At 70.4% G+C, this 22,395-nt stretch carries 17 protein-coding genes, 1 pseudogene and 1 riboswitch; of the genes and pseudogenes, 3 read left to right on the top strand and 15 right to left on the bottom strand.

Features of this window, described 5'->3' with window-relative positions:
* Window positions 1–362: 362 nt before the first annotated feature.
* A riboswitch (cyclic di-AMP (ydaO/yuaA leader) is annotated at window positions 363–556 on the top strand.
* A 3-nt stretch (window positions 557–559) separates the two neighbouring features.
* Window positions 560–1,057 carry a transglycosylase SLT domain-containing protein gene (locus tag ACFQZ6_RS21045; protein WP_381611399.1) on the top strand — a complete coding sequence of 166 codons (498 nt, stop codon included), beginning with the start codon at window positions 560–562 and terminating at the stop codon, window positions 1,055–1,057.
* A 39-nt stretch (window positions 1,058–1,096) separates the two neighbouring features.
* Here ACFQZ6_RS21045 and ACFQZ6_RS21040 read toward each other — a convergent pair whose 3' ends face one another.
* Window positions 1,097–1,927: an HAD family hydrolase gene (locus ACFQZ6_RS21040; RefSeq protein ID WP_381611397.1), complete on the bottom strand. Its 831-nt coding sequence runs from the start codon at window positions 1,925–1,927 to the stop codon at window positions 1,097–1,099.
* Window positions 1,928–2,190: 263 nt separating this feature from the next.
* On the opposite strand from ACFQZ6_RS21040, the gene fahA reads away from it, so the two are divergent.
* Window positions 2,191–3,405 carry a fumarylacetoacetase gene (fahA, locus tag ACFQZ6_RS21035; RefSeq protein WP_381611395.1) on the top strand — a complete coding sequence of 405 codons (1,215 nt, stop codon included), beginning with the start codon at window positions 2,191–2,193 and terminating at the stop codon, window positions 3,403–3,405.
* 217 nt (window positions 3,406–3,622) lie between these two features.
* A complete protein-coding gene (locus ACFQZ6_RS21030) occupies window positions 3,623–4,561 on the top strand; it encodes a M56 family metallopeptidase (RefSeq protein ID WP_381611393.1) in 939 nt (312 codons plus the stop codon).
* A gap of 6 nt (window positions 4,562–4,567) precedes the next feature.
* Here the strand turns inward: ACFQZ6_RS21030 and recQ are convergent, their stop codons facing one another.
* The 14 genes and pseudogenes from recQ to ACFQZ6_RS20960 all read right to left on the bottom strand — a co-directional run bounded on the left by recQ (window position 4,568) and on the right by ACFQZ6_RS20960 (window position 22,388).
* Window positions 4,568–6,574 (bottom strand): DNA helicase RecQ, encoded by a 2,007-nt coding sequence (recQ, locus tag ACFQZ6_RS21025; RefSeq protein ID WP_381618505.1) that lies wholly within the window; start codon window positions 6,572–6,574, stop codon window positions 4,568–4,570.
* Between the two features lie 167 nt (window positions 6,575–6,741).
* Entirely contained in the window at window positions 6,742–8,391 is a 1,650-nt protein-coding gene (gene nuoN, locus ACFQZ6_RS21020) for an NADH-quinone oxidoreductase subunit NuoN (protein WP_381611392.1), read from the bottom strand.
* On the bottom strand, window positions 8,388–9,959 hold the full coding sequence (locus ACFQZ6_RS21015) for an NADH-quinone oxidoreductase subunit M (RefSeq protein ID WP_381611390.1): 1,572 nt from the start codon (window positions 9,957–9,959) through the stop codon (window positions 8,388–8,390). The genes nuoN and ACFQZ6_RS21015 overlap by 4 nt, the downstream gene beginning before the upstream one ends.
* Window positions 9,960–9,964: 5 nt before the next feature.
* Window positions 9,965–11,911: an NADH-quinone oxidoreductase subunit L gene (gene nuoL / locus ACFQZ6_RS21010; protein ID WP_381611388.1), complete on the bottom strand. Its 1,947-nt coding sequence runs from the start codon at window positions 11,909–11,911 to the stop codon at window positions 9,965–9,967.
* 15 nt (window positions 11,912–11,926) lie between these two features.
* Entirely contained in the window at window positions 11,927–12,226 is a 300-nt protein-coding gene (gene nuoK, locus ACFQZ6_RS21005) for an NADH-quinone oxidoreductase subunit NuoK (RefSeq protein WP_356061246.1), read from the bottom strand.
* On the bottom strand, window positions 12,223–13,065 hold the full coding sequence (locus ACFQZ6_RS21000) for an NADH-quinone oxidoreductase subunit J (protein WP_381611386.1): 843 nt from the start codon (window positions 13,063–13,065) through the stop codon (window positions 12,223–12,225). Before ACFQZ6_RS21000 ends, nuoK begins: the two co-directional genes overlap by 4 nt.
* Window positions 13,062–13,712 carry an NADH-quinone oxidoreductase subunit NuoI gene (gene nuoI / locus ACFQZ6_RS20995; protein WP_381611384.1) on the bottom strand — a complete coding sequence of 217 codons (651 nt, stop codon included), beginning with the start codon at window positions 13,710–13,712 and terminating at the stop codon, window positions 13,062–13,064. The genes ACFQZ6_RS21000 and nuoI overlap by 4 nt, the downstream gene beginning before the upstream one ends.
* Window positions 13,705–15,069, bottom strand: coding sequence for an NADH-quinone oxidoreductase subunit NuoH (gene nuoH, locus ACFQZ6_RS20990; RefSeq protein ID WP_381611382.1), 1,365 nt, complete (start codon window positions 15,067–15,069; stop codon window positions 13,705–13,707). The genes nuoI and nuoH overlap by 8 nt, the downstream gene beginning before the upstream one ends.
* The gene (locus ACFQZ6_RS20985) at window positions 15,066–17,567 is read right to left on the bottom strand and encodes an NADH-quinone oxidoreductase subunit G (RefSeq protein ID WP_381611380.1); all 2,502 of its coding nucleotides are present in this window, start codon (window positions 17,565–17,567) and stop codon (window positions 15,066–15,068) included. Before ACFQZ6_RS20985 ends, nuoH begins: the two co-directional genes overlap by 4 nt.
* A complete protein-coding gene (gene nuoF / locus ACFQZ6_RS20980) occupies window positions 17,564–18,913 on the bottom strand; it encodes an NADH-quinone oxidoreductase subunit NuoF (protein ID WP_381611378.1) in 1,350 nt (449 codons plus the stop codon). Before nuoF ends, ACFQZ6_RS20985 begins: the two co-directional genes overlap by 4 nt.
* The gene (gene nuoE, locus ACFQZ6_RS20975; protein WP_381611376.1) at window positions 18,913–19,782 is read right to left on the bottom strand and encodes an NADH-quinone oxidoreductase subunit NuoE; all 870 of its coding nucleotides are present in this window, start codon (window positions 19,780–19,782) and stop codon (window positions 18,913–18,915) included. Before nuoE ends, nuoF begins: the two co-directional genes overlap by 1 nt.
* Window positions 19,779–21,077 (bottom strand): annotated as a pseudogene (locus ACFQZ6_RS20970) (NADH-quinone oxidoreductase subunit D); the annotation flags it as partial. The pseudogene ACFQZ6_RS20970 and the gene nuoE, both read right to left, overlap by 4 nt.
* Before the next feature lie 19 nt (window positions 21,078–21,096).
* A complete protein-coding gene (locus ACFQZ6_RS20965) occupies window positions 21,097–21,837 on the bottom strand; it encodes an NADH-quinone oxidoreductase subunit C (RefSeq protein ID WP_381611374.1) in 741 nt (246 codons plus the stop codon).
* Entirely contained in the window at window positions 21,834–22,388 is a 555-nt protein-coding gene (locus ACFQZ6_RS20960) for a NuoB/complex I 20 kDa subunit family protein (RefSeq protein WP_189217821.1), read from the bottom strand. Before ACFQZ6_RS20960 ends, ACFQZ6_RS20965 begins: the two co-directional genes overlap by 4 nt.
* Window positions 22,389–22,395: the final 7 nt, after the last annotated feature.

Raw genomic sequence — 22,395 nt, 5'->3', positions numbered from 1 at the left:
ATACGACAACGACGCACCCCTCGGGAGGGGTTCCACATTCACCGGGACATCACCCCCTCCGCGGGGACGAGTTGGCGGTAATGCCCGTTTTGCGACTCTTGTTGACACCCGTGACTTGCCTCACCCCGACCCCGTGGACAGACCCGCGACCCACCACCGCCAACCCCACCCGAACCCCCGCCCCTCCCCCGGCAGTTGAATCTGTGCGACCGCAAAGGATCAAGTGCCCCGAAATCACCTGATCAAGGTCGAACCCACACCGAACCATGTGATGAGCGATTCCCACACTTGTTTCCGACATGTGCTCTCGCATACGTTCCCGGCCTGTCGGGCGGACGCCGAATCCTGCCACCGCCCCGGCAACCCACTGACTGACTCATCCATGGCAGGAGCGGGGGACCCAGGTAAGTCGCCGGGCCGCGACGCGTACGACGTCACACGACGCCGTACGTCGCCACGGCACGGCTCGGGGTGAAGCCGTACCCGCGCAGGGCACGGCCGGGCAGCTCCCGCCCGAACCCGACAGCTCACCTCGCAGGCGCCGGAGAGGACGTTCACCATGCCCGCAGACGGCCAGCCCCGCCGTGCCCGCACCACCCGCCTCGCCCGCACGATCGCCCTCGCCAGCACCGGCGCGGCCGTGCTCGCGCTGCCGCTGATCGGCGCGACCAGCGCCTCCGCGCACACCACGACGGCCGCCACCACCGCGACCACGACCGCCTCGGCCGTTGCATACCCGGACAACCTGGACGGGTGGATCCGCGAGTCGCTCGCCGTCATGGCCCAGCACGGCATCCCCGGCAGCTACGACGCCATCTACCGCAACGTGATGCGCGAGTCGTCCGGCAACCCGGCCGCCATCAACCTCTGGGACTCCAACGCCGCCGCGGGCACCCCCTCCAAGGGCCTGCTCCAGGTCATCGACCCGACCTTCGCCGCGTACCACGTGCCCGGCACCGCGTACAACCCGTACGACCCGGTCGCGAACATCACCGCCGCCTGCAACTACGCCGCCGCGCGGTACGGCTCGATCGACAACGTCTTCGGGGCGTACTGAGCACCCGGCCGCGGCCACGGCATCGCGGCCCGGCCCGCGTCAGCCCTGTGAGCAGAGGCGTTCGAGGACGACGGCGACGCCGTCGTCCTCGTTCGACAGGGTGACCTCGTCCGCGACCGCCTTGAGTTCCGCGTGGGCGTTGGCCATGGCGACGCCGTGGCCCGCCCAGTCGAACATCGGGATGTCGTTGGGCATGTCCCCGAAGGCGATCGTGTCCCGCGGGCGCAGCCCGAGGTGCCCGGCGGCCAGCGCCAGACCGGTCGCCTTGGTGACACCGCACGGCTGGAGTTCCACCGTCCCCGGCCCCGACATGGTGACCGTCGCCAGCGAGCCCACCACGGCGCGGGCCACCGACGCCAACTCGTCGTCCGACAGGGTGGCGTGGCGCAGCAGCACCTTGCTGATGGGCGCGCACCACAGGTCGTCGCGCCGGTCGACCCGCACCGCGGGCAGGGTGGGGTGCGGCATCTCGTAGCCCGGTTCGATGAGCGTGAGCCCCTCGACACCGTCCTGGTCGACCGCCGCGTGGACCTGGCCCACCTCCGCCTCGATCTTGCCGAGCGCGGTCTCGGCCAGCTCCCGGTCCAGGGTGACGGACCACAGCAGACGGTCCGCGCCCGCGTCGTACAACTGCGCGCCCTGCCCGCACACCGCGAGCCCCGTGCTGCCGAGGAACTCCAGCAGCGGGCGCACCCTGGGCGCTGGTCGTCCCGTCACCACCAGATGCTGGGCACCCGCCGCGGCCACCCGCGCGAGCGCGCTGAGCGACCGGTCGGAGAAGGTGTCGTCGCCGCGGAGCAGCGTGCCGTCCAGGTCGGTGGCGATGAGGGAGTACGTCGTGCGCTCGGCATATGCGATGGGTGCGGCCATGATCAGAGAATACGGACATCGCGCTCCCTTCGTTCACACCAGTTCCGGCCTCAACTTCCTTGCCCCGCTCCGTGATTAGGGGCCCCCGCCGGACCCGGCCCCCGAAGCCACCGGACCGGAACCGCATCTTCCAATCACCACCTATCGAACATTCCGATCTCTTCGGGCATATCAGACACTGCCCAAGACGGCCGCCTCAGCCGTAACGTGTGGCCCGACCACCTGAATGTGTGGCGCGCCCGCAGAAAGAGAGGCAGTACCCCATGCCCCCCTTCGATCTCCCCGAGGGCGATCCCTTCGGACCGCACAACCTTCCGTACGGCGTGTTCTCACTCCCCGGCAGCGCGGACCGCAGGATCGGCGTCCGTCTCGGCGACCACGTCCTCGACGCCGGTGCGGCGGCCCTGACCCTGGGCTCCCCCTACGCCACCCTGCTCGGCCGCCCGACCCTGAACCCGCTGCTGGCCGCGGGCCGCACCGCCTGGTCGGACGTGCGCCGCGCGCTGACGGCGTGGGTGACCGTGCCCTCCCACCGGGAGGCCCTGGAACCGCTGTTCCACCCGCTGCCCTCGGTGACCCTGCACCTCCCCTTCGAGGTCGCGGACTACGTCGACTTCTACGCCTCCGAGAACCACGCCCGGAACGTCGGCCAGATCTTCCGCCCGGACGCCGCGGACTCCCTGACCCCCAACTGGAAGCACCTGCCGATCGGTTACCACGGCCGCTCCGGCACGGTCGTCGTCTCCGGCACGGACGTCGTGCGCCCGAGCGGCCAGCGCAAGGCCCCCACCGACCCCGCGCCGGTCTTCGGGCCCTCCGTCCGGCTGGACATCGAGGCCGAGGTCGGCTTCGTCGTCGGCACGCCGTCCCCGATGGGCAGCCCCGTCGCGCTGGGCGACTTCCGCGAGCACGTGTTCGGTCTGTGCCTCCTCAACGACTGGTCCGCACGCGATCTCCAGGCCTGGGAGTACGTCCCCCTCGGCCCGTTCCTCGGCAAGTCCTTCGCCACCTCCGTCTCCGCGTGGATCACCCCGCTGGACGCCCTGGACGAGGCCCGGGTCACCCCGCCGGAGCGCACCCACCCGCTGCTGCCCTACCTGGACGACGCCCAGGAGGAGCCCGGCGGCTACGACCTGCGTATCTCCGTCGCCGTCAACGGCCACGTCATCTCCGAACCCCCCTTCTCCACCATGTACTGGACGGCCGCCCAGCAGCTCGCCCACATGACCGTCAACGGCGCCTCCCTGCGCACCGGCGACCTCTACGGCTCCGGCACGGTCAGCGGCCCGGCCGAGCGCGAACGCGGCTCCCTGCTGGAACTGACCTGGAACGGCCGCGACACCCTCGAACTCCCCGACGGCAAGCGCACGTTCCTGGAGGACGGGGACGTCGTCACCATGACCGCGTGGGCGCCCGGCCCGGACGGTGCCCGGGTCGGCCTGGGCGAGGTGACCGGCCGGATCGTCGCGGCCGACTGAGCCACCGCCCGGCCACAACCGGACTCCGCCGGAGCGCTGACTCCGACCGCCCGCCGCCGTCATACTGGCGGCGGGCGGACGTGTCGTACGGCCACGGCCGGAGCACGCGCACGCCCCGAGCCGCGCCACCCGCACCACCGCCCGTCCTCGATACCCCCGTTACCCCCGTTCTTCCGTTACTCCCGATACTTCCGATCAGGATCCGGAGCCGTGTGGCATGACCGTCTGCCTGCTCCTGCTGAGCATCGTCGCTCTGACGGCCGCCGTACCCGTACCGCGTCTGCTGACCCGCGCCACCTGGCCCGAACGGGAGCCGGTGGTGGGGCTGTGGGTGTGGCAGTGCCTGGTCGCCACGGTGCTGCTGAGCTGTCTGACCGCGCTCGTCCTGGGCACCGCCGCCGTCTTCCAGACCGTGCGCGCCCAGGTCTTCGCCCCCGCCCCGGCCGCCGTCACCGCCGCGTACGACCTGTCCACCGCGCCGCCCTGGGCGGTCGCCCTCACCCTGCTGCTGGCCTGCGGCGCCGCCTGGACCGGCGCCATGCTCGCCCGGGAGCTGTTCGAGGCGCGGCGCCGCCGTCTGCGCGCCCGCACGGTGCTGCGGGAACGCGCCCCGGATCTGCCCGCCGGGCTCCCGGCCGCCCGGGGGCCGCTGCTGGTGCTGGAGGACGAGTACCCCGACGCCTGGTGGATGCCGGGCCACCCGCCGCAGCTCGTCGTCACCACCGGCGCGTTGCAGCGGCTCACCGACCCCCAGCTCGACGCCGTCCTCACCCATGAGCGCGGCCACGCCCGCGCCCGCCACGACTGGCTGGTCCACCTCTCCACGGCGCTCGCCACCGGATTCCCCCACATCCCGTTGTTCGCCCACTTCTGCGACCAGACCCGCCGTCTGGTCGAACTCGCCGCCGATGACACGGCGTCCCGCCGCTGCGGCCACCTCACCACCGCGCTGGCCCTGATCGAACTGAACCAGCACCGCGGCGTCCTGTCCTGCGCCTCCAGTCACCGCCTCCTCGGCGAGCGCGTCGACCGGCTGCTGGAGCCGCCGCCCCGCCTGGGCCGCCGCCACCGCGCGCTGACCACCACGGCGGCGGCGCTGGTGCCCCTGGTGCCCCTCCTGATCACCTTCGCGCCGGGACTGACCGCGCTGAGCTGACCGCGGCTACGCCCAGTCCTCCGGCTCGGGCTCCGCCTCCCTCTCCGACCATATGCCGTCGTCGTCCGCGGCGGCGGAGGAGCGGCCGGGCTCCTGCCGCGTCCCGGCCGAGGCGCCCGAGCCCTCCTCCCCGAGGGCGGCGAGGACGCCGAGCACCCCTTCCCCGTACGTCGCCAGCTTCTTCTCGCCGACGCCGCTGATGCCGCCGAGCTGTGCCACCGACGTCGGCCACACCGTGGCGATCTCCCGCAGGGTGGCGTCGTGGAAGATGACGTACGCCGGGACGCCCTGCTCGCGGGCCTGCTCGGCGCGCCAGGCGCGCAGCGCCTCGAACGCGGGCAGCAGTTCCTCGGGCAGTTCGGCCGCGGCCGTCCTCGCCTTGCGCTCGCCGCGCCCGGAGCCGCCCGAGCCGGACGCCGACGCCGCCCGGGCGGGCTTCTTCGGCTCCTTGCGCAGCGGCACCTCCCGCTCCCGCCGCAGCACCGCGCCGCTCGCTTCCGTGAGCACCAGCGTGCCGTACTCGCCCTCGACGGCGAGCAGGCCCTGGGCCAGCAACTGCCGGACGACGCCGCGCCACTCGCCCTCGGTCAGCTCCTGGCCGATGCCGAACACGGAGAGCTGGTCGTGGTCGAACTGGATCACCTTGCCGGTGCGCTTGCCCAGCAGGATGTCGACGATCTGCACCGCACCGAACTTCTGCCCGCGCTCCCGCTGCAACCGCACCACCGTCGACAGCACCTTCTGCGCGGCGACCGTGCCGTCCCAGGTCTCCGGCGGGGTCAGGCAGGTGTCGCAGTTGCCGCAGCCCGACGGGTCGGGTTCCTGGCCGAAGTAGGCGAGGAGCTGGCCCCGGCGGCACTGGGCGGTCTCGCACAGGGCGAGCATCGAGTCCAGGTGCGCGGCGGCCCGCCGCCTAAACGCCTCGTCGCCCTCGCCGGACTGGATCAGCTTGCGCTGCTGTATGACGTCGTTGAGGCCGTACGCCATCCAGGCCGTGGACGGCAGTCCGTCGCGTCCGGCGCGGCCGGTCTCCTGGTAGTAGCCCTCGACCGACTTGGGCAGGTCGAGGTGGGCGACGAAGCGGACGTCGGGCTTGTCGATGCCCATGCCGAAGGCGATGGTCGCCACCACGACCAGGCCCTCCTCCCGCAGGAACCGGGACTGGTGCGCGGCGCGCGTGCCCGCGTCCAGGCCCGCGTGGTACGGCACGGCCTCGATGCCGTTGCGGGTCAGGAACTCGGCCGTCTTCTCCACGGAGTTGCGGGAGAGGCAGTAGACGATGCCCGCGTCCCCGGCGTGCTCCTCGCGCAGGAAGCTCAGCAACTGCTTCTTGGGGTCGGCCTTGGGGACGATCCGGTACTGGATGTTGGGCCGGTCGAAGCTGGCGACGAAGTGCCGGGCCGTCGGCATGTTCAGCCGCTCGGTGATCTCGCGGTGCGTGGCGTGGGTGGCCGTGGCCGTGAGCGCGATCCGCGGGACCTCCGGCCAGCGCTCGCCGAGCAGGGACAGGGCGAGGTAGTCGGGGCGGAAGTCGTGGCCCCACTGGGACACGCAGTGCGCCTCGTCGATCGCGAAGAGGGCGATCTTCCCGCGCGAGAGCAAGTCAAGAGTGGCGTCGACCCGCAGCCGCTCGGGCGCCAGGTAGAGCAGGTCAAGCTCGCCCGCGAGGAACTCGGCCTCCACCACCCGACGCTCGTCGAAGTCCTGCGTGGAGTTGATGAACCCGGCGCGCACACCCGCCGCCCGCAGCGCGTCCACCTGGTCCTGCATCAGCGCGATCAGCGGCGAGACGACGATGCCCGTGCCGGGTCTGACCAGGGACGGGATCTGGTAGCACAGCGACTTGCCACCGCCGGTCGGCATGAGCACGACGGCGTCCCCGCCGCCCACCACATGCTCGATGACGGCTTCCTGCTCACCGCGGAAGGCGTCATACCCGAACACCCGGTGCAGCGTGGCCAACGTCTCACTCTGCGTCACTACCATCTCGGCGACACCGCCCGTCCCACCCATCGTCATGCCCCCCGTACGTCGTCCCTCGACCACTGCCTCAACGATAGGGGCCCCCACCGACAGCATCCGGAGTTATCCACAGGCTCACCCCCGCGGTATGACCGCAGACGCCGCTGCCCGGCGCCCCCGAAGCCGGGGTGCCGGGCAGCGGCTCAGAAGGGACCAGGTCAGCGCACGAAGACTCCCGCCTGACCCGCCAGGTCCAGGAAGTACTGCGGTGCCACGCCCAGCACCAGCGTGACCGCCACGCCCACCCCGATCGCCGTCATCGTCAGGGGCGACGGGACGGCGACGGTCGGGCCCTCGGGCCTGGGCTCGCTGAAGAACATCAGGACGATCACGCGGATGTAGAAGAACGCCGCGATCGCCGACGAGATCACGCCGACCACGACCAGCGGGGCCGCGCCGCCCTCCGCCGCCGCCTTGAACACGGCGAACTTCCCGGCGAAGCCGCTGGTCAGCGGGATGCCCGCGAAGGCCAGCAGGAACACCGCGAAGACCGCCGCGACCAGCGGCGACCTACGGCCGAGACCGGCCCACTTGGACAGGTGCGTCGCCTCGCCGCCCGCGTCCCGCACCAGCGTGACCACCGCGAAGGCGCCGATCGTCACGAACGAGTACGCGGCCAGGTAGAACAGCACCGAGGAGACACCGTCCGGCGTGGTCGCGATGACACCGGCGAGGATGAAGCCCGCGTGGGCGATCGACGAGTACGCCAGCAGCCGCTTGATGTCGGTCTGGGTGATGGCGACGATCGCACCGCCGAGCATGGTGATGATCGCCACGCCCCACATCACCGGCCGCCAGTCCCAGCGCAGGCCCGGCAGCACCACGTACAGGATGCGCAGCAGCGCGCCGAACGCGGCCACCTTCGTCGCCGCCGCCATGAAGCCGGTCACCGGCGTCGGCGCGCCCTGGTACACATCCGGCGTCCACATGTGGAACGGCACCGCGCCCACCTTGAACAGCAGGCCCATCACGATCAGCCCGGAGCCGACGAGGAGCAGCGCGTCGTTGCCCATGGTGGACGCCAGCGCGGGCGTGACCTCGGGGACGGTGCCGTCGACGACCTGCGCGATCGTGCCGTACGACATCGACCCGGCGTAGCCGTACAGCAGGGCGATGCCGAACAGGGTGAACGCGGACGCGAACGCGCCCAGCAGGAAGTACTTGACCGCGGCCTCCTGCGACATCAGCCGCTTGCGGCGGGCCAGCGCGCACAGCAGGTACAGCGGCAGCGAGAAGACCTCCAGCGCCACGAAGAGCGTCAGCAGGTCGTTGGCCGCGGGGAACAGCAGCATCCCGGCGACCGCGAACATCAGCAGCGGGAACACCTCGGTGGTGGCGAACCCGGCCTTCACCGCGGCCTGTTCGCTCTCGCTGCCGGGCACCGACGCGGCCTGCGCCGCGAAGGAGTCGACCCGGTTGCCGTGCGCCTCCGGGTCGAGCCGCCGCTCGGCGAACGTGAACAGCGCGACCAGCGCCGCCAGCACGATGGTGCCCTGGAGGAACAGCGCCGGTCCGTCCACCGCGATGGCGCCCATCGCCGCGATGCGGGCCTTCGTGGTGCCGTACCCGTCGACCGCGAGGGCGACGACCGCGGCGAACGCGGCGGCCAGGGCCACCACGGCCACGAAGGTCTGGGCGTAGTAGCGGGACTTGCGCGGTACGAACGCCTCGATCAGCACGCCGATGATCGCCGCGCCCACGACGATCAGGGTGGGCGAGAGCTGCGCGTACTCGATCTTCGGCGCGTCGATCTTCGAGATCGGGTCGGCCGCCGTTGTCCACAGGCTGTGGACGGCTGTTGCGCTCACTTGGCCGCCTCCACGTCAGGCCGGGGATCCTTCTCCTGTACGTCCGACAAGGTCTGTTTGACCGCCGGGTTGACGATGTCCGTGACCGGCTTCGGGTAGACCCCCAGGACGATCAGCAGCACGACCAGCGGCGCGACGACGACCAGTTCCCGCACCCTGAGGTCGGGCATCTTGGCGACCTCGGCCTTCACCGGGCCGGTCATCGTCCGCTGGTAGAGGACGAGGGTGTACAGCGCGGCGAGCACGATGCCGAAGGTGGCGATGACGCCGACCGCCGGGTACCGCGAGAACGTGCCGACCAGCACCAGGAACTCGCTCACGAAGGGCGCCAGTCCCGGCAGCGACAGGGTCGCGAGTCCACCGATCAGGAACGTACCGGCGAGGACCGGGGCGACCTTCTGCACTCCGCCGTAGTCGGCGATGAGCCGCGAGCCGCGCCGGGAGATCAGGAACCCGGCGACCAGCATCAGCGCGGCGGTGGAGATGCCGTGGTTGACCATGTACAGCGTCGCGCCGGACTGGCCCTGGCTGGTCATCGCGAAGATGCCCAGGATGATGAAGCCGAAGTGCGAGATCGACGCGTACGCCACCAGGCGCTTGATGTCGCGCTGGCCGACGGCGAGCAACGCCCCGTAGATGATGCTGATCAGCGCCAGTACGAGGATGGCGGGCGTCGCCCACTTCGACGCCTCCGGGAACAGCCCGAGGCAGAAGCGGAGCATCGCGAAGGTGCCCACCTTGTCGACGACCGCGGTGATCAGCACGGCGACCGGGGCGGTGGACTCGCCCATGGCGTTGGGCAGCCAGGTGTGCAGCGGCCACAGCGGCGCCTTCACCGCGAAGGCGAAGAAGAAGCCGAGGAACAGCCAGCGCTCGGTGCTGGTCGCCATGTCCAGCTCGCCGCTCGCGCGGGCCTGCGCGATCTCCGGGAGCGAGAAGTTCCCGGCGACCACGTACAGGCCGATCACGGCCGCCAGCATGATCAGGCCACCGGCGAGGTTGTAGAGCAGGAACTTCACGGCGGCGTACGACCGCTGCGTGGACGCCACTTCCTCGCCGTGCTCGTGGGCACGGTCCCCGAAGCCTCCGATGAGGAAGTACATCGGGATGAGCATGGCCTCGAAGAAGATGTAGAAGAGGAAGACGTCGGTGGCCTCGAAGGAGATGATCACCATCGCCTCGACGGCCAGGATCAGCGCGAAGAAGCCCTGGGTGGGCCGCCACCGCTTGCTGCCGGTCTCCAGCGGGTCGGCGTCGTGCCAGCCCGCCAGGATGATGAACGGGATCAGGACGGCGGTCAGCGCGATCAGCGCGACCGCGATGCCGTCGACGCCCAGTTCGTAGCGGACCCCGAAGTCGGCGATCCAGGAGTGGGATTCGGTGAGCTGGTAGCGGTCGCCGTCCGGGTCGAAGCGGACCAGGACGGTGATGGCCAGCGCGAGCGTGGCCAGCGAGACGAGCAGGGCCAGCCACTTGGCGGTGGTGCGCCGCGCGGCCGGTACGGCCGCCGTGGCGACCGCCCCGAGCGCGGGCAGTACCGCCGTCGCTGTCAGCAGGGGAAAGGACATCGGTATCAGACCGCCCTCATCAGCAGGGTCGCGGCGACCAGGACCGCCGCACCGCCGAACATCGAGACCGCGTACGACCGCGCGAAGCCGTTCTGGAGCCTGCGCAGCCGTCCCGAGAGGCCGCCGACCGAGGCCGCCGTGCCGTTGACGACTCCGTCGACCAGGGTGTGGTCGACGTACACCAGGGAGCGGGTGAGGTGCTCGCCGCCGCGGACCAGGACGACGTGGTTGAAGTCGTCCTGGAGGAGGTCGCGGCGGGCGGCCCGGGTGAGCAGCGACCCGCGCGGGGCGACGGCCGGGACCGGGCGGCGCCCGTACTGCGCCCACGCGAGCGCGACGCCGATGACCATGCAGGCGACGGTCGCGGCGGTGACGGTGGCGGCGCTGATCGGCGCGTGCCCGTGGTCGTGGCCGGTGACGGGCTCCAGCCAGTGCAGGAAGCGGTCGCCGATGCTGAAGAACGCGCCGCCCGCGACCGAGCCGACCGCCAGGACGATCATCGGTACCGTCATGACCTTGGGCGACTCGTGCGGGTGCGGCGGGGTGTACTCGCCGCGGGTCTCGGCGGCGGGCTCCACGCTCGGCTCCGCCAGGGACGGCGTCGGGGCGTTGCGCCAGCGCTCCTCACCGAAGAACGTCATCAGCATCACGCGCGTCATGTAGTACGCGGTGATGGCCGCGCCCAGCAGGGCGACGGAGCCGAGGATCCAGCCCTCGGTGCCGCCCTTGGCGAATGCCGCCTCGATGATCTTGTCCTTGGAGAAGAAGCCGGACAGGCCGGGGAAGCCGATGATCGCGAGGTAGCCGAGGCCGAAGGTGACGAAGGTGACCGGCATGTACTTGCGCAGGCCGCCGTAGCGGCGCATGTCGACCTCGTCGTTCATGCCGTGCATCACCGAACCGGCGCCGAGGAACAGCCCGGCCTTGAAGAAGCCGTGCGTCACCAGGTGCATGATCGCGAAGACGTAGCCGATGGGGCCGAGGCCAGCGGCGAGGACCATGTAGCCGATCTGCGACATCGTCGAACCGGCGAGAGCCTTCTTGATGTCGTCCTTCGCGCAACCGACGATCGCACCGAACAGCAGCGTGACCGCGCCGACGATGGTGACGACGAGCTGCGCGTCCGGCGCGGCGTTGAAGATCGCTCCGGAGCGGACGATCAGGTACACGCCCGCGGTGACCATCGTCGCGGCGTGGATCAGCGCGGAGACCGGCGTCGGGCCCTCCATCGCGTCCCCGAGCCAGGACTGGAGCGGCACCTGGGCGGACTTGCCGCACGCGGCGAGCAGCAGCATCAGGCCGATCGCGGTGAGGTTGCCCTCGGAGGTCTCCCCCACGCTGTCCAGCACCGGCCCGAAGGCGAAGGTGCCGAAGGTGGTGAACATCAGCATGATCGCGATGGACAGGCCCATGTCGCCGACGCGGTTGACCAGGAACGCCTTCTTCGCGGCGGTCGCGGCGCTGGGCTTGTGCTGCCAGAAGCCGATGAGCAGGTAGGAGGCGAGACCGACGCCCTCCCAGCCCACGTACAGCAGCAGGTAGTTGTCGGCGAGGACGAGCAGCAGCATCGCCGCGAGGAACAGGTTCAGGTAGCCGAAGAAGCGGCGGCGCCGCTCGTCGTGCTCCATGTACCCGACCGAGTACAGGTGGATCAGCGAGCCGACGCCGGTGATCAGCAGCACGAACGTCATCGAGAGCTGGTCGAGGCGGAAGGCGACGTCGGCCTGGAAGCCCTCGACGGGGATCCAGCTGAAGAGGTGCTGCGTCAGCGTCCGTTCCTCGGCGCCCTTGCCGAGCAGGTCGCCGAAGAGGACGAGGCCGATCCCGAAGGAGACGGCGGCGAGCGCGGTGCCGAGCCAGTGGCCGACGGCGTCGAGCCGACGGCCGCCGCACAGCAGGACGGCCGCTCCGAGCAGGGGCGCCGCGACCAGCAGCGCAATCAGGTTCTCCACGATTCTTCCGACCCCTTACAGCTTCATCAGGCTGGCGTCGTCGACCGAGGCCGAGTGCCGGGCGCGGAACACCGAGACGATGATCGCGAGCCCGACCACGACCTCCGCGGCGGCGACGACCATCGTGAAGAAGGCGATGATCTGGCCGTCGAGGTTGCCGTGCATCCGGGAGAACGCGACGAACGCGAGGTTGCAGGCGTTGAGCATCAGCTCCACGCACATGAACAGCACGATCGCGTTCCGCCTGATCAGCACGCCGGTGGCGCCGATCGTGAACAGCAGGGCCGCGAGATAGAGGTAGTTGACCGGGTTCACTTCGATGCCTCCTCGGCCCGCTTGAAGGTCGCCGGTTCGATCGCGGCCCGCTCCAGGCGCTCCTCGGCCCGCTGCTCCAGCGCCCGCAGGTCGTTGAGCGCGTCCGTGGAGACGTCCCGGATCTGGCCGCGCTCCCGCAGCGTCTTGCTGACCGTCAGCTCGGACGGGGTGCCGTCCGGGAGCAGACCGGCGATGTCCACGGCGTTGTGCCGGGCGTAGACGCCGGGGGCGGGCAGCGGCGGCAGGTGCTTGCCCCCGCGCACGCGCTGCTGGGCCAGCTCCCGCTGGGTCTTGGCGCGCTCGGTGCGCTCGCGGTGGGTGAGCACCATCGCGCCGACCGCCGCCGTGATCAGCAGGGCGCCGGTCAGTTCGAAGGCGAAGACGTACTTCGTGAAGATGAGGGACGCCAGACCCTCCACGTTGCCGCCCGCGTTCGCCGTGGCGAGGCCGTTGAACTCGCTCAGGGAGGCGTTGCCGATGCCGCCGACGAGCAGGACGCCGAAGCCGAGGCCGCACAGCAGGGCCACCCAGCGCTGGCCCTTGATGGTCTCCTTCAGGGAGTCCGCCGCGGTGACACCGACCAGCATCACCACGAAGAGGAAGAGCATCATGATCGCGCCGGTGTAGACGACGATCTGCACGATGCCGAGGAAGTAGGCGCCGTTGGCGAGGTAGAACACCGCCAGGATGATCATGGTCCCGGCGAGGCAGAGCGCGCTGTGCACGGCCTTCTTCATGAAGACGGTGGCCAGGGCGCCGAGCACGGCGACGGTGCCGAGGATCCAGAACTGGACCGCCTCCCCGGTGGAGGTGGAGTACGCGGCGAGCTGCCCGGTCATCGGCCGATCACCTCCTGGGACGCCGGTTCCTCCGCGCCGGAGGTGGCGGCGGCCTCCTGCGGGGCCTCCCCCTTGGAGACGGCGGGCTGCCGGACCGTGCCGGGCGCGGCCTCGGTGACCAGGTCCCGGTAGTAGTCCTGCTCGTCCATGCCCGGGTAGATCGCGTGCGGGCTGTCGACCATGCCCTCCTCAAGACCGGCGAGCAGTTGCTCCTTGGTGTAGATGAGGTTGGCGCGGCTGGAGTCGGCCAGCTCGAACTCGTTGGTCATCGTCAACGCGCGCGTGGGGCACGCCTCGATGCACAGGCCGCACAGGATGCAGCGGGCGTAGTTGATCTGGTAGACGCGGCCGTACCGCTCGCCCGGGGAGTAGCGCTCCTCCTCGGTGTTGTCCGCGCCCTCGACGTAGATCGCGTCGGCCGGGCAGGCCCAGGCGCACAGCTCGCAGCCCACGCACTTCTCCAGGCCGTCCGGATGGCGGTTGAGCTGGTGCCGTCCGTGGAACCGTGGGGCGGTGGTCTTCTGCTGCTCGGGGTACTGCTCGGTCAGCCGCTTCTTGAACATGGCCTTGAAGGTCACGCCGAAACCGGCCACGGGGTTCATGAACCCGGGCTTCGTCTGCCCGGCCTCCTGGGGCTCCTCAGCCATCGGACGCCTCCTTTCCATCCAGAGATCCGTCACTGGCAGTATCCGGCCCACCACTGACAATCAACTCCCGCTCGCGGCGCGGGCGACGCCTGGGCACCGGCGGAAGCTCCTGCCCCGGCATGGGCGGCACCGGGAACCCGCCCGCCATCGGGTCGAAGCCGGGCGGTGCGGCGGGCGCTTCCTGCTCCGCCTTGCCGCGGTCGCGGAACATGTCCGCGACGAAGGACAGCAGCAGTACGACGAGCACGCCGCCGCCGACGTAGAGGGCGATGTCGGTGAAGTCGTAGTTCTCGTTCCGCAGGGTCCGCACGGTGGCGACGAGCATCAACCAGACCAGGGAGACCGGGATGAGGACCTTCCAACCGAGCTTCATGAGCTGGTCGTAGCGGACCCGGGGCAGGGAGCCGCGCAGCCAGATGAAGAAGAACAGCAGCAGCTGCACCTTCAGGACGAACCAGAGCATCGGCCACCAGCCGTGGTTGGCGCCCTCCCAGAAGGTGCTGACCGGCCAGGGCGCCCGCCAGCCGCCCAGGAAGAGCGTCGTGGCCACCGCCGACACCGTGATCATGTTCGCGTACTCGGCGAGCATGAACATCGCGAACTTGATCGACGAGTACTCGGTGTTGAAGCCGCCGACCAGGTCGCCCTCGGACTCCGGCATGTCGAACGGGGCGCGGTTGACCTCGCCGACCATCGTCACGATGTAGATCAGGAAGGAGACCGGCAGCAGGATCACGTACCAGCGGTCCGCCTGCGCCTCGACGATCGTGGAGGTTGACATCGACCCCGAGTAGAGGAAGACGGAGGCGAAGGCGGCGCCCATGGCGATCTCGTAGGAGATCATCTGCGCGCAGGAGCGCAGACCGCCGAGCAGCGGATAGGTGGAGCCGGAGCTCCAGCCCGCCAGCACGATGCCGTAGATGCCGACCGAGGCGACCGCGAGGATGTAGAGCATCGCGATCGGCAGGTCCGTGAGCTGCATCGTGGTGCGCTGGCCGAAGATCGAGATCTCGTTCCCGGCCGGGCCGAAGGGGATCACCGCGATCGCCATGAAGGCCGGTACGGTCGCGACGATCGGCGCGAGGACGTAGACCGCCTTGTCGGCGCGGCGGACGATCAGGTCCTCCTTCAGCATCAGTTTGATGCCGTCGGCGAGCGACTGGAGCAGACCCCAGGGGCCGTGCCGGTTGGGGCCGACGCGCAGCTGCATCCAGGCGACGACCTTGCGTTCCCAGACGATGGCGAACAGCACTGAGACCAGTACGAAGGCGAAGCAGAAGACCGCCTTGATGAGGGTCAGCCACCAGGGGTCGGTGCCGAACAGCGAGAGATCCTCGGCAGCCTGGTACGGGCTCATGCCTCCACCTCCTTGAGGGCGTCGGCGGCGTCGGTCGCCGGGCCGATGCGGACGAGCGAGCCGGGCCGGGCGCCGGTGTCGGAGGCGACGCCGCCGCCGACGGAGTTCAGCGGCAGCCAGACCACGCGGTCGGGCATCTCGGTGATCTCCAGCCGGAGTTCGACCGTTCCGGCGGGGCCGGTCACGGCGACCGTGCCGCCGTCCTCGACGCCCGCCTCGGCGGCCGTGGCGGGCGACACGCGCGCGTGGGCGGCGTGCCGGGTCCCGGCGAGCGCCTCGTCGCCCTCCTGGAGGACGCCCTGGTCGAGCAGCAGCCGGTGCCCGGCGAGGACGGCCTCCCCGGCGGCCGGACGCGGCAGCCCGCCCGCCGTCTCCAGCGGATCGGTGGCCCTGGGCCCGTCCCAGGCGCCGAGCCGGTCCAGCTCGGCGCGCACGGTCCGCAGGTCCGGCAGGCCCAGGTGGACGTCCATGGCGTCGGCCAGCATCTGGAGCACCCGCGCGTCGGCGTTCAGCCTGCGCGGGGTGTGCTCGGGCTTGAGCGCGGCCTCGAAGAAGCGTGCCCTGCCCTCCCAGTTGAGGAAGGCGCCCGCCTTCTCCGCGACCGCGGCGACGGGCAGGACGACGTCCGCGAGTTCCGTGACCTCACTGGGCCGCAGTTCGAGCGAGACCACGAACCCGGCCTCGGCGAGCGCCTCACGCGCGCGTGCCGGATCGGGCAGGTCGGCGACCTCCACCCCGGCGACCAGCAGCGCCTGCAGTTCGCCGGTGGCGGCGGCCTCGATGATCTGCCCGGTGTCACGGCCGTAGCTGTGCGGCAGGTCCGCGACGCCCCAGACGGCGGCGACCTCCTCCCGCGCGCGCGGGTCGGTCGCCGGACGCCCGCCCGGCAGCAGCGACGGCAGCGCGCCCGCCTCGATGGCGCCGCGCTCCCCGGCCCGCCGCGGGATCCACACCAACTGCGCGCCGGTCGCGGACGCGGCCCGTACGGCGGCGGTGAGACCGCCCTTCACGGCGGCCAGCCGCTCACCGACGACGATCACCGCGCCCTCGGCGCGCAGCGCCTCCGCGGCGACCGCACCGTCGTTCTCCAGACCGACACCGCCCGCCAGCGCGTCCAGCCACTCGGTCTCCGTGCCGGGAGCGGCCGGGAGCAGTGTGCCGCCCGCCTTCTCCAGGCCCCGGGTGGCGTGCGTGGCCAGCGAGAACACCCGCTGCCCGTGCTTGCGCCACGCCTTGCGCAGCCGCAGGAAGACGCCGGGCGCCTCCTCCTCCGACTCGAAGCCGACCAGCAGTACGGCGGGCGCCTTCTCCAGCGCCGTGTACGTGACGCCCGTACCGTCGAGGTCGCGGCCGCGCCCGGCGACGCGCGCGGCGAGGAAGTCGGCCTCCTCGCCGCTGTGCACGCGCGCGCGGAAGTCGATGTCGTTGGTGTCGAGCGCCACCCGCGCGAACTTGCTGTACGCGTAGGCGTCCTCGACGGTGAGCCGCCCGCCGGTCAGCACACCGGTGCGGCCCCGCGAGGCCAGCAGGCCCTGCGCGGCGATCTGGAGCGCGTCCGGCCAGGACGCCGCCTCCAGCTCACCCTCGGCGTTGCGCACCAGGGGCGTCTCCAGGCGGTCCTTCTGCTGGGCGTACCGGAAGGCGAAGCGTCCCTTGTCGCAGATCCACTCCTCGTTGACCTCGGGCTCGTTGGCGGCGAGCCGCCGCATCACCTTGCCGCGCCGGTGGTCGGTGCGGGTCGCGCACCCTCCGGAGCAGTGCTCGCACACCGACGGCGAGGAGATCAGGTCGAAGGGGCGGGAGCGGAACCGGTACGCCGCCGAGGTGAGGGCGCCGACCGGGCAGATCTGGATGGTGTTGCCGGAGAAGTACGACTCGAACGGGTCGCCCTCGCCGGTGCCGACCTGCTGGAGCGCGCCCCGCTCCAGCAGCTCGATCATCGGGTCGCCCGCGACCTGGTTGGAGAAGCGGGTGCAGCGGGCGCACAGCACGCACCGCTCCCGGTCGAGCAGCACCTGGCTGGAGATCGGGACGGGCTTGGCGAAGGTGCGCTTCTTGCCGTCGAAGCGGGACTCGGCGTTGCCGTGCGACATCGCCTGGTTCTGCAGCGGGCACTCGCCGCCCTTGTCGCAGACGGGGCAGTCCAGCGGGTGGTTGATGAGCAGCAGCTCCATCACACCCTTCTGGGCCTTCTCCGCGACCGGCGAGCTGAGCTGCGTCTTGACGACCATGCCGTCGGTGCAGGTGATGGTGCAGGACGCCATCGGCTTGCGCTGGCCCTCGACCTCGACGATGCACTGGCGGCAGGCGCCCGCCGGGTCGAGGAGGGGGTGGTCGCAGAACCGGGGGATCTCGATGCCGAGCTGTTCGGCGGCCCGGATGACCAGGGTGCCCTTGGGCACGCTGACCTCGGCGCCGTCGATCGTCAGCGTCACGAGGTCTTCCGGGGGGAGGGCCGCCTCGCCCCCGCCGGAGGGAGCGCTGGTGGTCACTGTCATGCGTTCACCTCCGTACGGTGGTCGGCCCAGGCCGTCGACCTGGCCGGGTCGAAGGGGCAGCCACGGCCCGTGATGTGCTGCTCGTACTCCTCACGGAAGTACTTCAGCGAGGAGAAGATCGGCGCGGCGGCGCCGTCGCCGAGGGCGCAGAACGCCTTGCCGTTGATGTTGTCGGCGATGTCGTTCAGCTTGTCGAGGTCGGACATCTGGCCCTTCCCGGCCTCGATGTCGCGCATCAACTGCACCAGCCAGTACGTGCCCTCGCGGCAGGGCGTGCACTTGCCGCAGGACTCGTGGGCGTAGAACTCGGTCCAGCGCGTCACCGCCCGCACCACGCAGGTCGTCTCGTCGAAGCACTGGAGCGCCTTCGTGCCGAGCATGGAACCGGCGGCGCTCACCCCCTCGTAGTCGAGGGGGACGTCGAGGTGCTCGTCGGTGAACATCGGGGTCGAGGAGCCGCCCGGGGTCCAGAACTTCAGCCGGTGGCCCGGCCTCATGCCGCCGCCCATCTCCAGCAGCTGGCGCAGGGTGATGCCGAGCGGGCCCTCGTACTGGCCGGGGTTGGCGACGTGGCCGCTGAGCGAGTAGAGCGTGAAGCCCGGGGACTTCTCGCTGCCCATCGACCTGAACCACTCCTTGCCGTTTTTCATGATGGCGGGAACTGATGCGATCGACTCGACGTTATTCACCACAGTCGGGCACGCGTAGAGGCCCGCGACCGCAGGAAAGGGGGGACGGAGCCGCGGTTGCCCACGGCGGCCTTCGAGCGAGTCGAGCAGTGCGGTCTCCTCACCGCAGATGTACGCGCCAGCGCCCGCGTGCACGGTGAGTTCGAGATCGAGGCCGCTACCGAGGACGTTCTTGCCCAGGTAGCCAGCCGCGTAGGCCTCGCTCACGGCCGCGTGCAACCGCCGCAGCACAGGGACCACTTCACCGCGCAGATAGATAAAGGCATGGGAAGACCTGATGGCATAACAGGCGATGACAATGCCCTCGATGAGGCTATGCGGGTTCGCGAAGAGGAGCGGAATGTCCTTGCACGTTCCGGGCTCCGACTCGTCGGCGTTGACAACTAGATAGTGCGGCTTTCCATCCCCCTGGGGAATGAACTGCCACTTCATTCCGGTGGGGAATCCCGCGCCGCCGCGCCCGCGCAGCCCGGAGTCCTTGACGTACGCGATCACGTCGTCGGGCGACATGGCCAGCGCCTTGCGGAGTCCCTCGTATCCCTCGTGCCTTCGGTACACGTCCAGCGTCCAGGACCTGTCCTCGTCCCAGAAGGCCGACAGCACGGGTGCGAGCAGCTTCTCGGGGCTGGTGTCTTTCAGCTCGGGTGCCAAGGTCATCACTCCCCCTCCTCGTCGACGGGCCCCGCCGGGTGGGAGGGGTCGGAGGCCGATGTGTCCTGCGGCGCGTCATGCGAACTGAGGTGCTCGGCGGGCGACGGCTCGTGCACCTTGTCCTGCGGCTCGCCGTGGGCTCCGGCGTCCCGCGGGTGCACGACCCGCGCGGGTGCCGCCTCGCCCTTGGCGATCTTGAGGCCGATCAGTGAGGCGGGTCCCGCGCTCACGGATGCCTCGGCCGCGCCGTCCCGCTCGTCGGGGAAGCCCGCCAGGATCCGGGCGGTCTCCTTGAAGGTGCACAGCGGCGCCCCGCGCGTGGGCGTGACCTGGCTCCCGGAGCGCAGGTCGTCCACGAGGCGCTTGGCGCTCTCCACGTCCTGGTTGTCGAAGAACTCCCAGTTGACCATCACGACCGGCGCGTAGTCGCAGGCCGCGTTGCACTCGATGTGCTCCAGGGTGACCTTGCCGTCGTCGGTGGTCTCGCCGTTGCCGACGCCGAGGTGCTCCTGGAGCGCCTCGAAGATCGCGTCTCCGCCCATCACCGCGCACAGGGTGTTGGTGCACACCCCGACCTGGTAGTCACCGCTCGGCCTGCGCCGGTACATGGTGTAGAAGGTGGCGACGGCGGTGACCTCGGCGGTGGTCAGGTCGAGCATGTCCGCGCAGAACTGCATCCCGGTGCGCGTGACATGGCCCTCCTCCGACTGCACGAGGTGCAGCATCGGCAGGAGGGCGGACCGGGAGTCGGGGTAGCGGGCGATGATCTCGCGCGCGTCCCGCTCCAGCCGGGTGCGGACGTCGTCCGGGTAGTCGGGTGCGGGCAGTTCGGGCATACCCAGGCTGACGCCCCGCTCCGAAGAAGAGGTGGTCACCGGTCGACGCCTCCCATCACGGGGTCGATGGACGCGACGGCGACGATGACGTCGGCGACCTGGCCGCCCTCGCACATCGCCGCCATGGCCTGCAGGTTGGTGAAGGACGGGTCGCGGAAGTGGACCCGGTAGGGGCGGGTGCCGCCGTCGGAGACGGCGTGGACGCCGAGTTCGCCCTTGGGTGACTCGACCGCCGCGTACGCCTGTCCCGGCGGGACGCGGAAGCCCTCGGTCACCAGCTTGAAGTGGTGGATCAGGGCCTCCATGGAGGTGCCCATGATCTTCTTGATGTGGTCCAGGGAGTTGCCGAGTCCGTCCGGTCCCAGGGCGAGCTGGGCGGGCCAGGCGATCTTCTTGTCGGCGACCATCACCGGTCCGGGCTCAAGCCGGTCCAGGCACTGCTCGACGATCCTGAGCGACTGGCGCATCTCCTCCAGCCGGATCAGGAAGCGACCGTAGGCGTCGCAGGTGTCGGCGGTCGGGACCTCGAAGTCGAAGGTCTCGTAGCCGCAGTACGGCTGCGCCTTGCGCAGGTCGTGCGGCAGGCCGGTGGAGCGCAGCATCGGGCCGGTGACGCCGAGGGCCATGCAGCCCGCGAGGTCGAGGTAGCCGATGTCCTGCATACGGGCCTTGAAGATGGGGTTCCCGGTGGCGAGCTTGTCGTACTCGGGGAGGTTCTTCTTCATCTTCTTCACGAACTCGCGGATCTGGTCCACCGCGCCGGGCGGCAGGTCCTGGGCGAGTCCGCCGGGCCGGATGTACGCGTGGTTCATCCGCAGGCCCGTGATCAGCTCGTAGATGTCGAGAATCATTTCACGATCGCGGAATCCGTAGATCATGATCGTGGTGGCGCCGAGTTCCATGCCGCCGGTGGCGATGCACACCAGGTGCGAGGAGAGCCGGTTCAGCTCCATCAGGAGCACCCGGATGAGGGTGGCGCGGTCGGGGACCTGGTCCTCGATGCCGAGGAGCTTCTCGACGGCGAGGCAGTAGCCGGTCTCGTTGAAGAACGACGTCAGGTAATCCATGCGCGTGACGAAGGTGGTGCCCTGCGTCCACGTGCGGTACTCGAGGTTCTTCTCGATGCCGGTGTGCAGGTAGCCGATGCCGCAGCGGGCCTCGGTGACCGTCTCGCCCTCGATCTCCAGGATGAGGCGGAGCACTCCGTGGGTGGAGGGGTGCTGGGGTCCCATGTTGACGACGATGCGCTCGTCGTCGGCGCGGGCCGCGGACTGGACGACCTCGTCCCAGTCGCCGCCGGTGACCGTGTAGACGGTGCCTTCGGTGGTCTCCCGGGGGAGGCGTGGGAAGTGCTCATGAGTACGACCTCCGCTGGTCCGGAGCCGGGATCTGGGCGCCCTTGTACTCGACGGGGATGCCGCCGAGGGCGTAGTCCTTGCGCTGTGGGTGGCCCTGCCAGTCGTCCGGCATCATGATCCGCGTCAGGGCCGGGTGACCGTCGAAGACGATGCCGAAGAAGTCGTAGGTCTCGCGCTCGTGCCAGTCGTTCGTCGGGTAGACGTCGACCAGGGACGGGATGTGGGGATCGGCGTCCGGGGCGCTGACCTCCAGGCGGATCAGCCGGTTGTGGGTGATCGAGCGCAGGTGGTAGACGGCGTGCAGCTCGCGGCCCTTGTCGTGCGGGTAGTGGACGCCGCTGACGCCCGTGCACAGTTCGAAGCGCAGGGCGGGGTCGTCGCGCAGGGTGCGGGCGACGCGGACCAGGTGCTCGCGTTCGATGTGGAAGGTGAGTTCGCCGCGGTCGACGACCGTCTTCTCGATGGCGTTGTCCGGCAGGAGGCCCTGTTCCTCCAGGGCGCCCTCCAGCTCGTCGGCGACCTCGTCGAACCAGCCGCCGTAGGGGCGGGTGGACGGTCCCGGGAGCCGTACCGAGCGGACCAGGCCGCCGTAGCCGGAGGTGTCGCCGCCGTTGTTGGCGCCGAACATGCCGCGCTGGACGCGGATCTCCTCGCCCCCCTGGCCACGCTGGCCGGGGAGGTTGGAGGCGCTGAGGTCCTTCTCCGGATTGACCTCGCCGCCGGTGGCGTCGCTCATCGCAGCAGCCCCTTCATCTCGATCGTCGGCAGGGCCTTGAGCGCCGCTTCCTCCGCCTCGCGGGCCGCTTCCTCCGCGTTCACGCCGAGCTTGGAGTGCTGGATCTTGTGGTGGAGCTTGAGGATGGCGTCCATCAGCATCTCCGGGCGCGGCGGGCAGCCGGGGAGGTAGATGTCGACGGGGACGACGTGGTCGACGCCCTGGACGATGGCGTAGTTGTTGAACATGCCGCCCGAGGAGGCGCACACGCCCATGGAGATCACCCACTTGGGGTTCGGCATCTGGTCGTAGACCTGCCGCAGCACCGGCGCCATCTTCTGGCTGACCCGGCCCGCGACGATCATCAGGTCCGCTTGGCGGGGTGAGCCGCGGAAGACCTCCATGCCGAAGCGCGCGAGGTCGTACCGCCCGGCGCCGGTGGTCATCATCTCGATGGCACAACAGGCGAGGCCGAAGGTGGCGGGGAAGACCGACGACTTGCGCACCCAGCCCGCAGCCTGCTCGACGGTGGTCAGCAGGAATCCGCTCGGCAGCTTTTCTTCCAGTCCCATGACGTTA

The sequence above is a fragment of the Streptomyces flavalbus genome (assembly GCF_042674625.1).
Classification (GTDB): domain Bacteria; phylum Actinomycetota; class Actinomycetes; order Streptomycetales; family Streptomycetaceae; genus Streptomyces; species Streptomyces flavalbus.
Note: the sequence above shows the minus strand (reverse complement) of the source record. Positions and strands in the feature narration are given on the sequence as shown.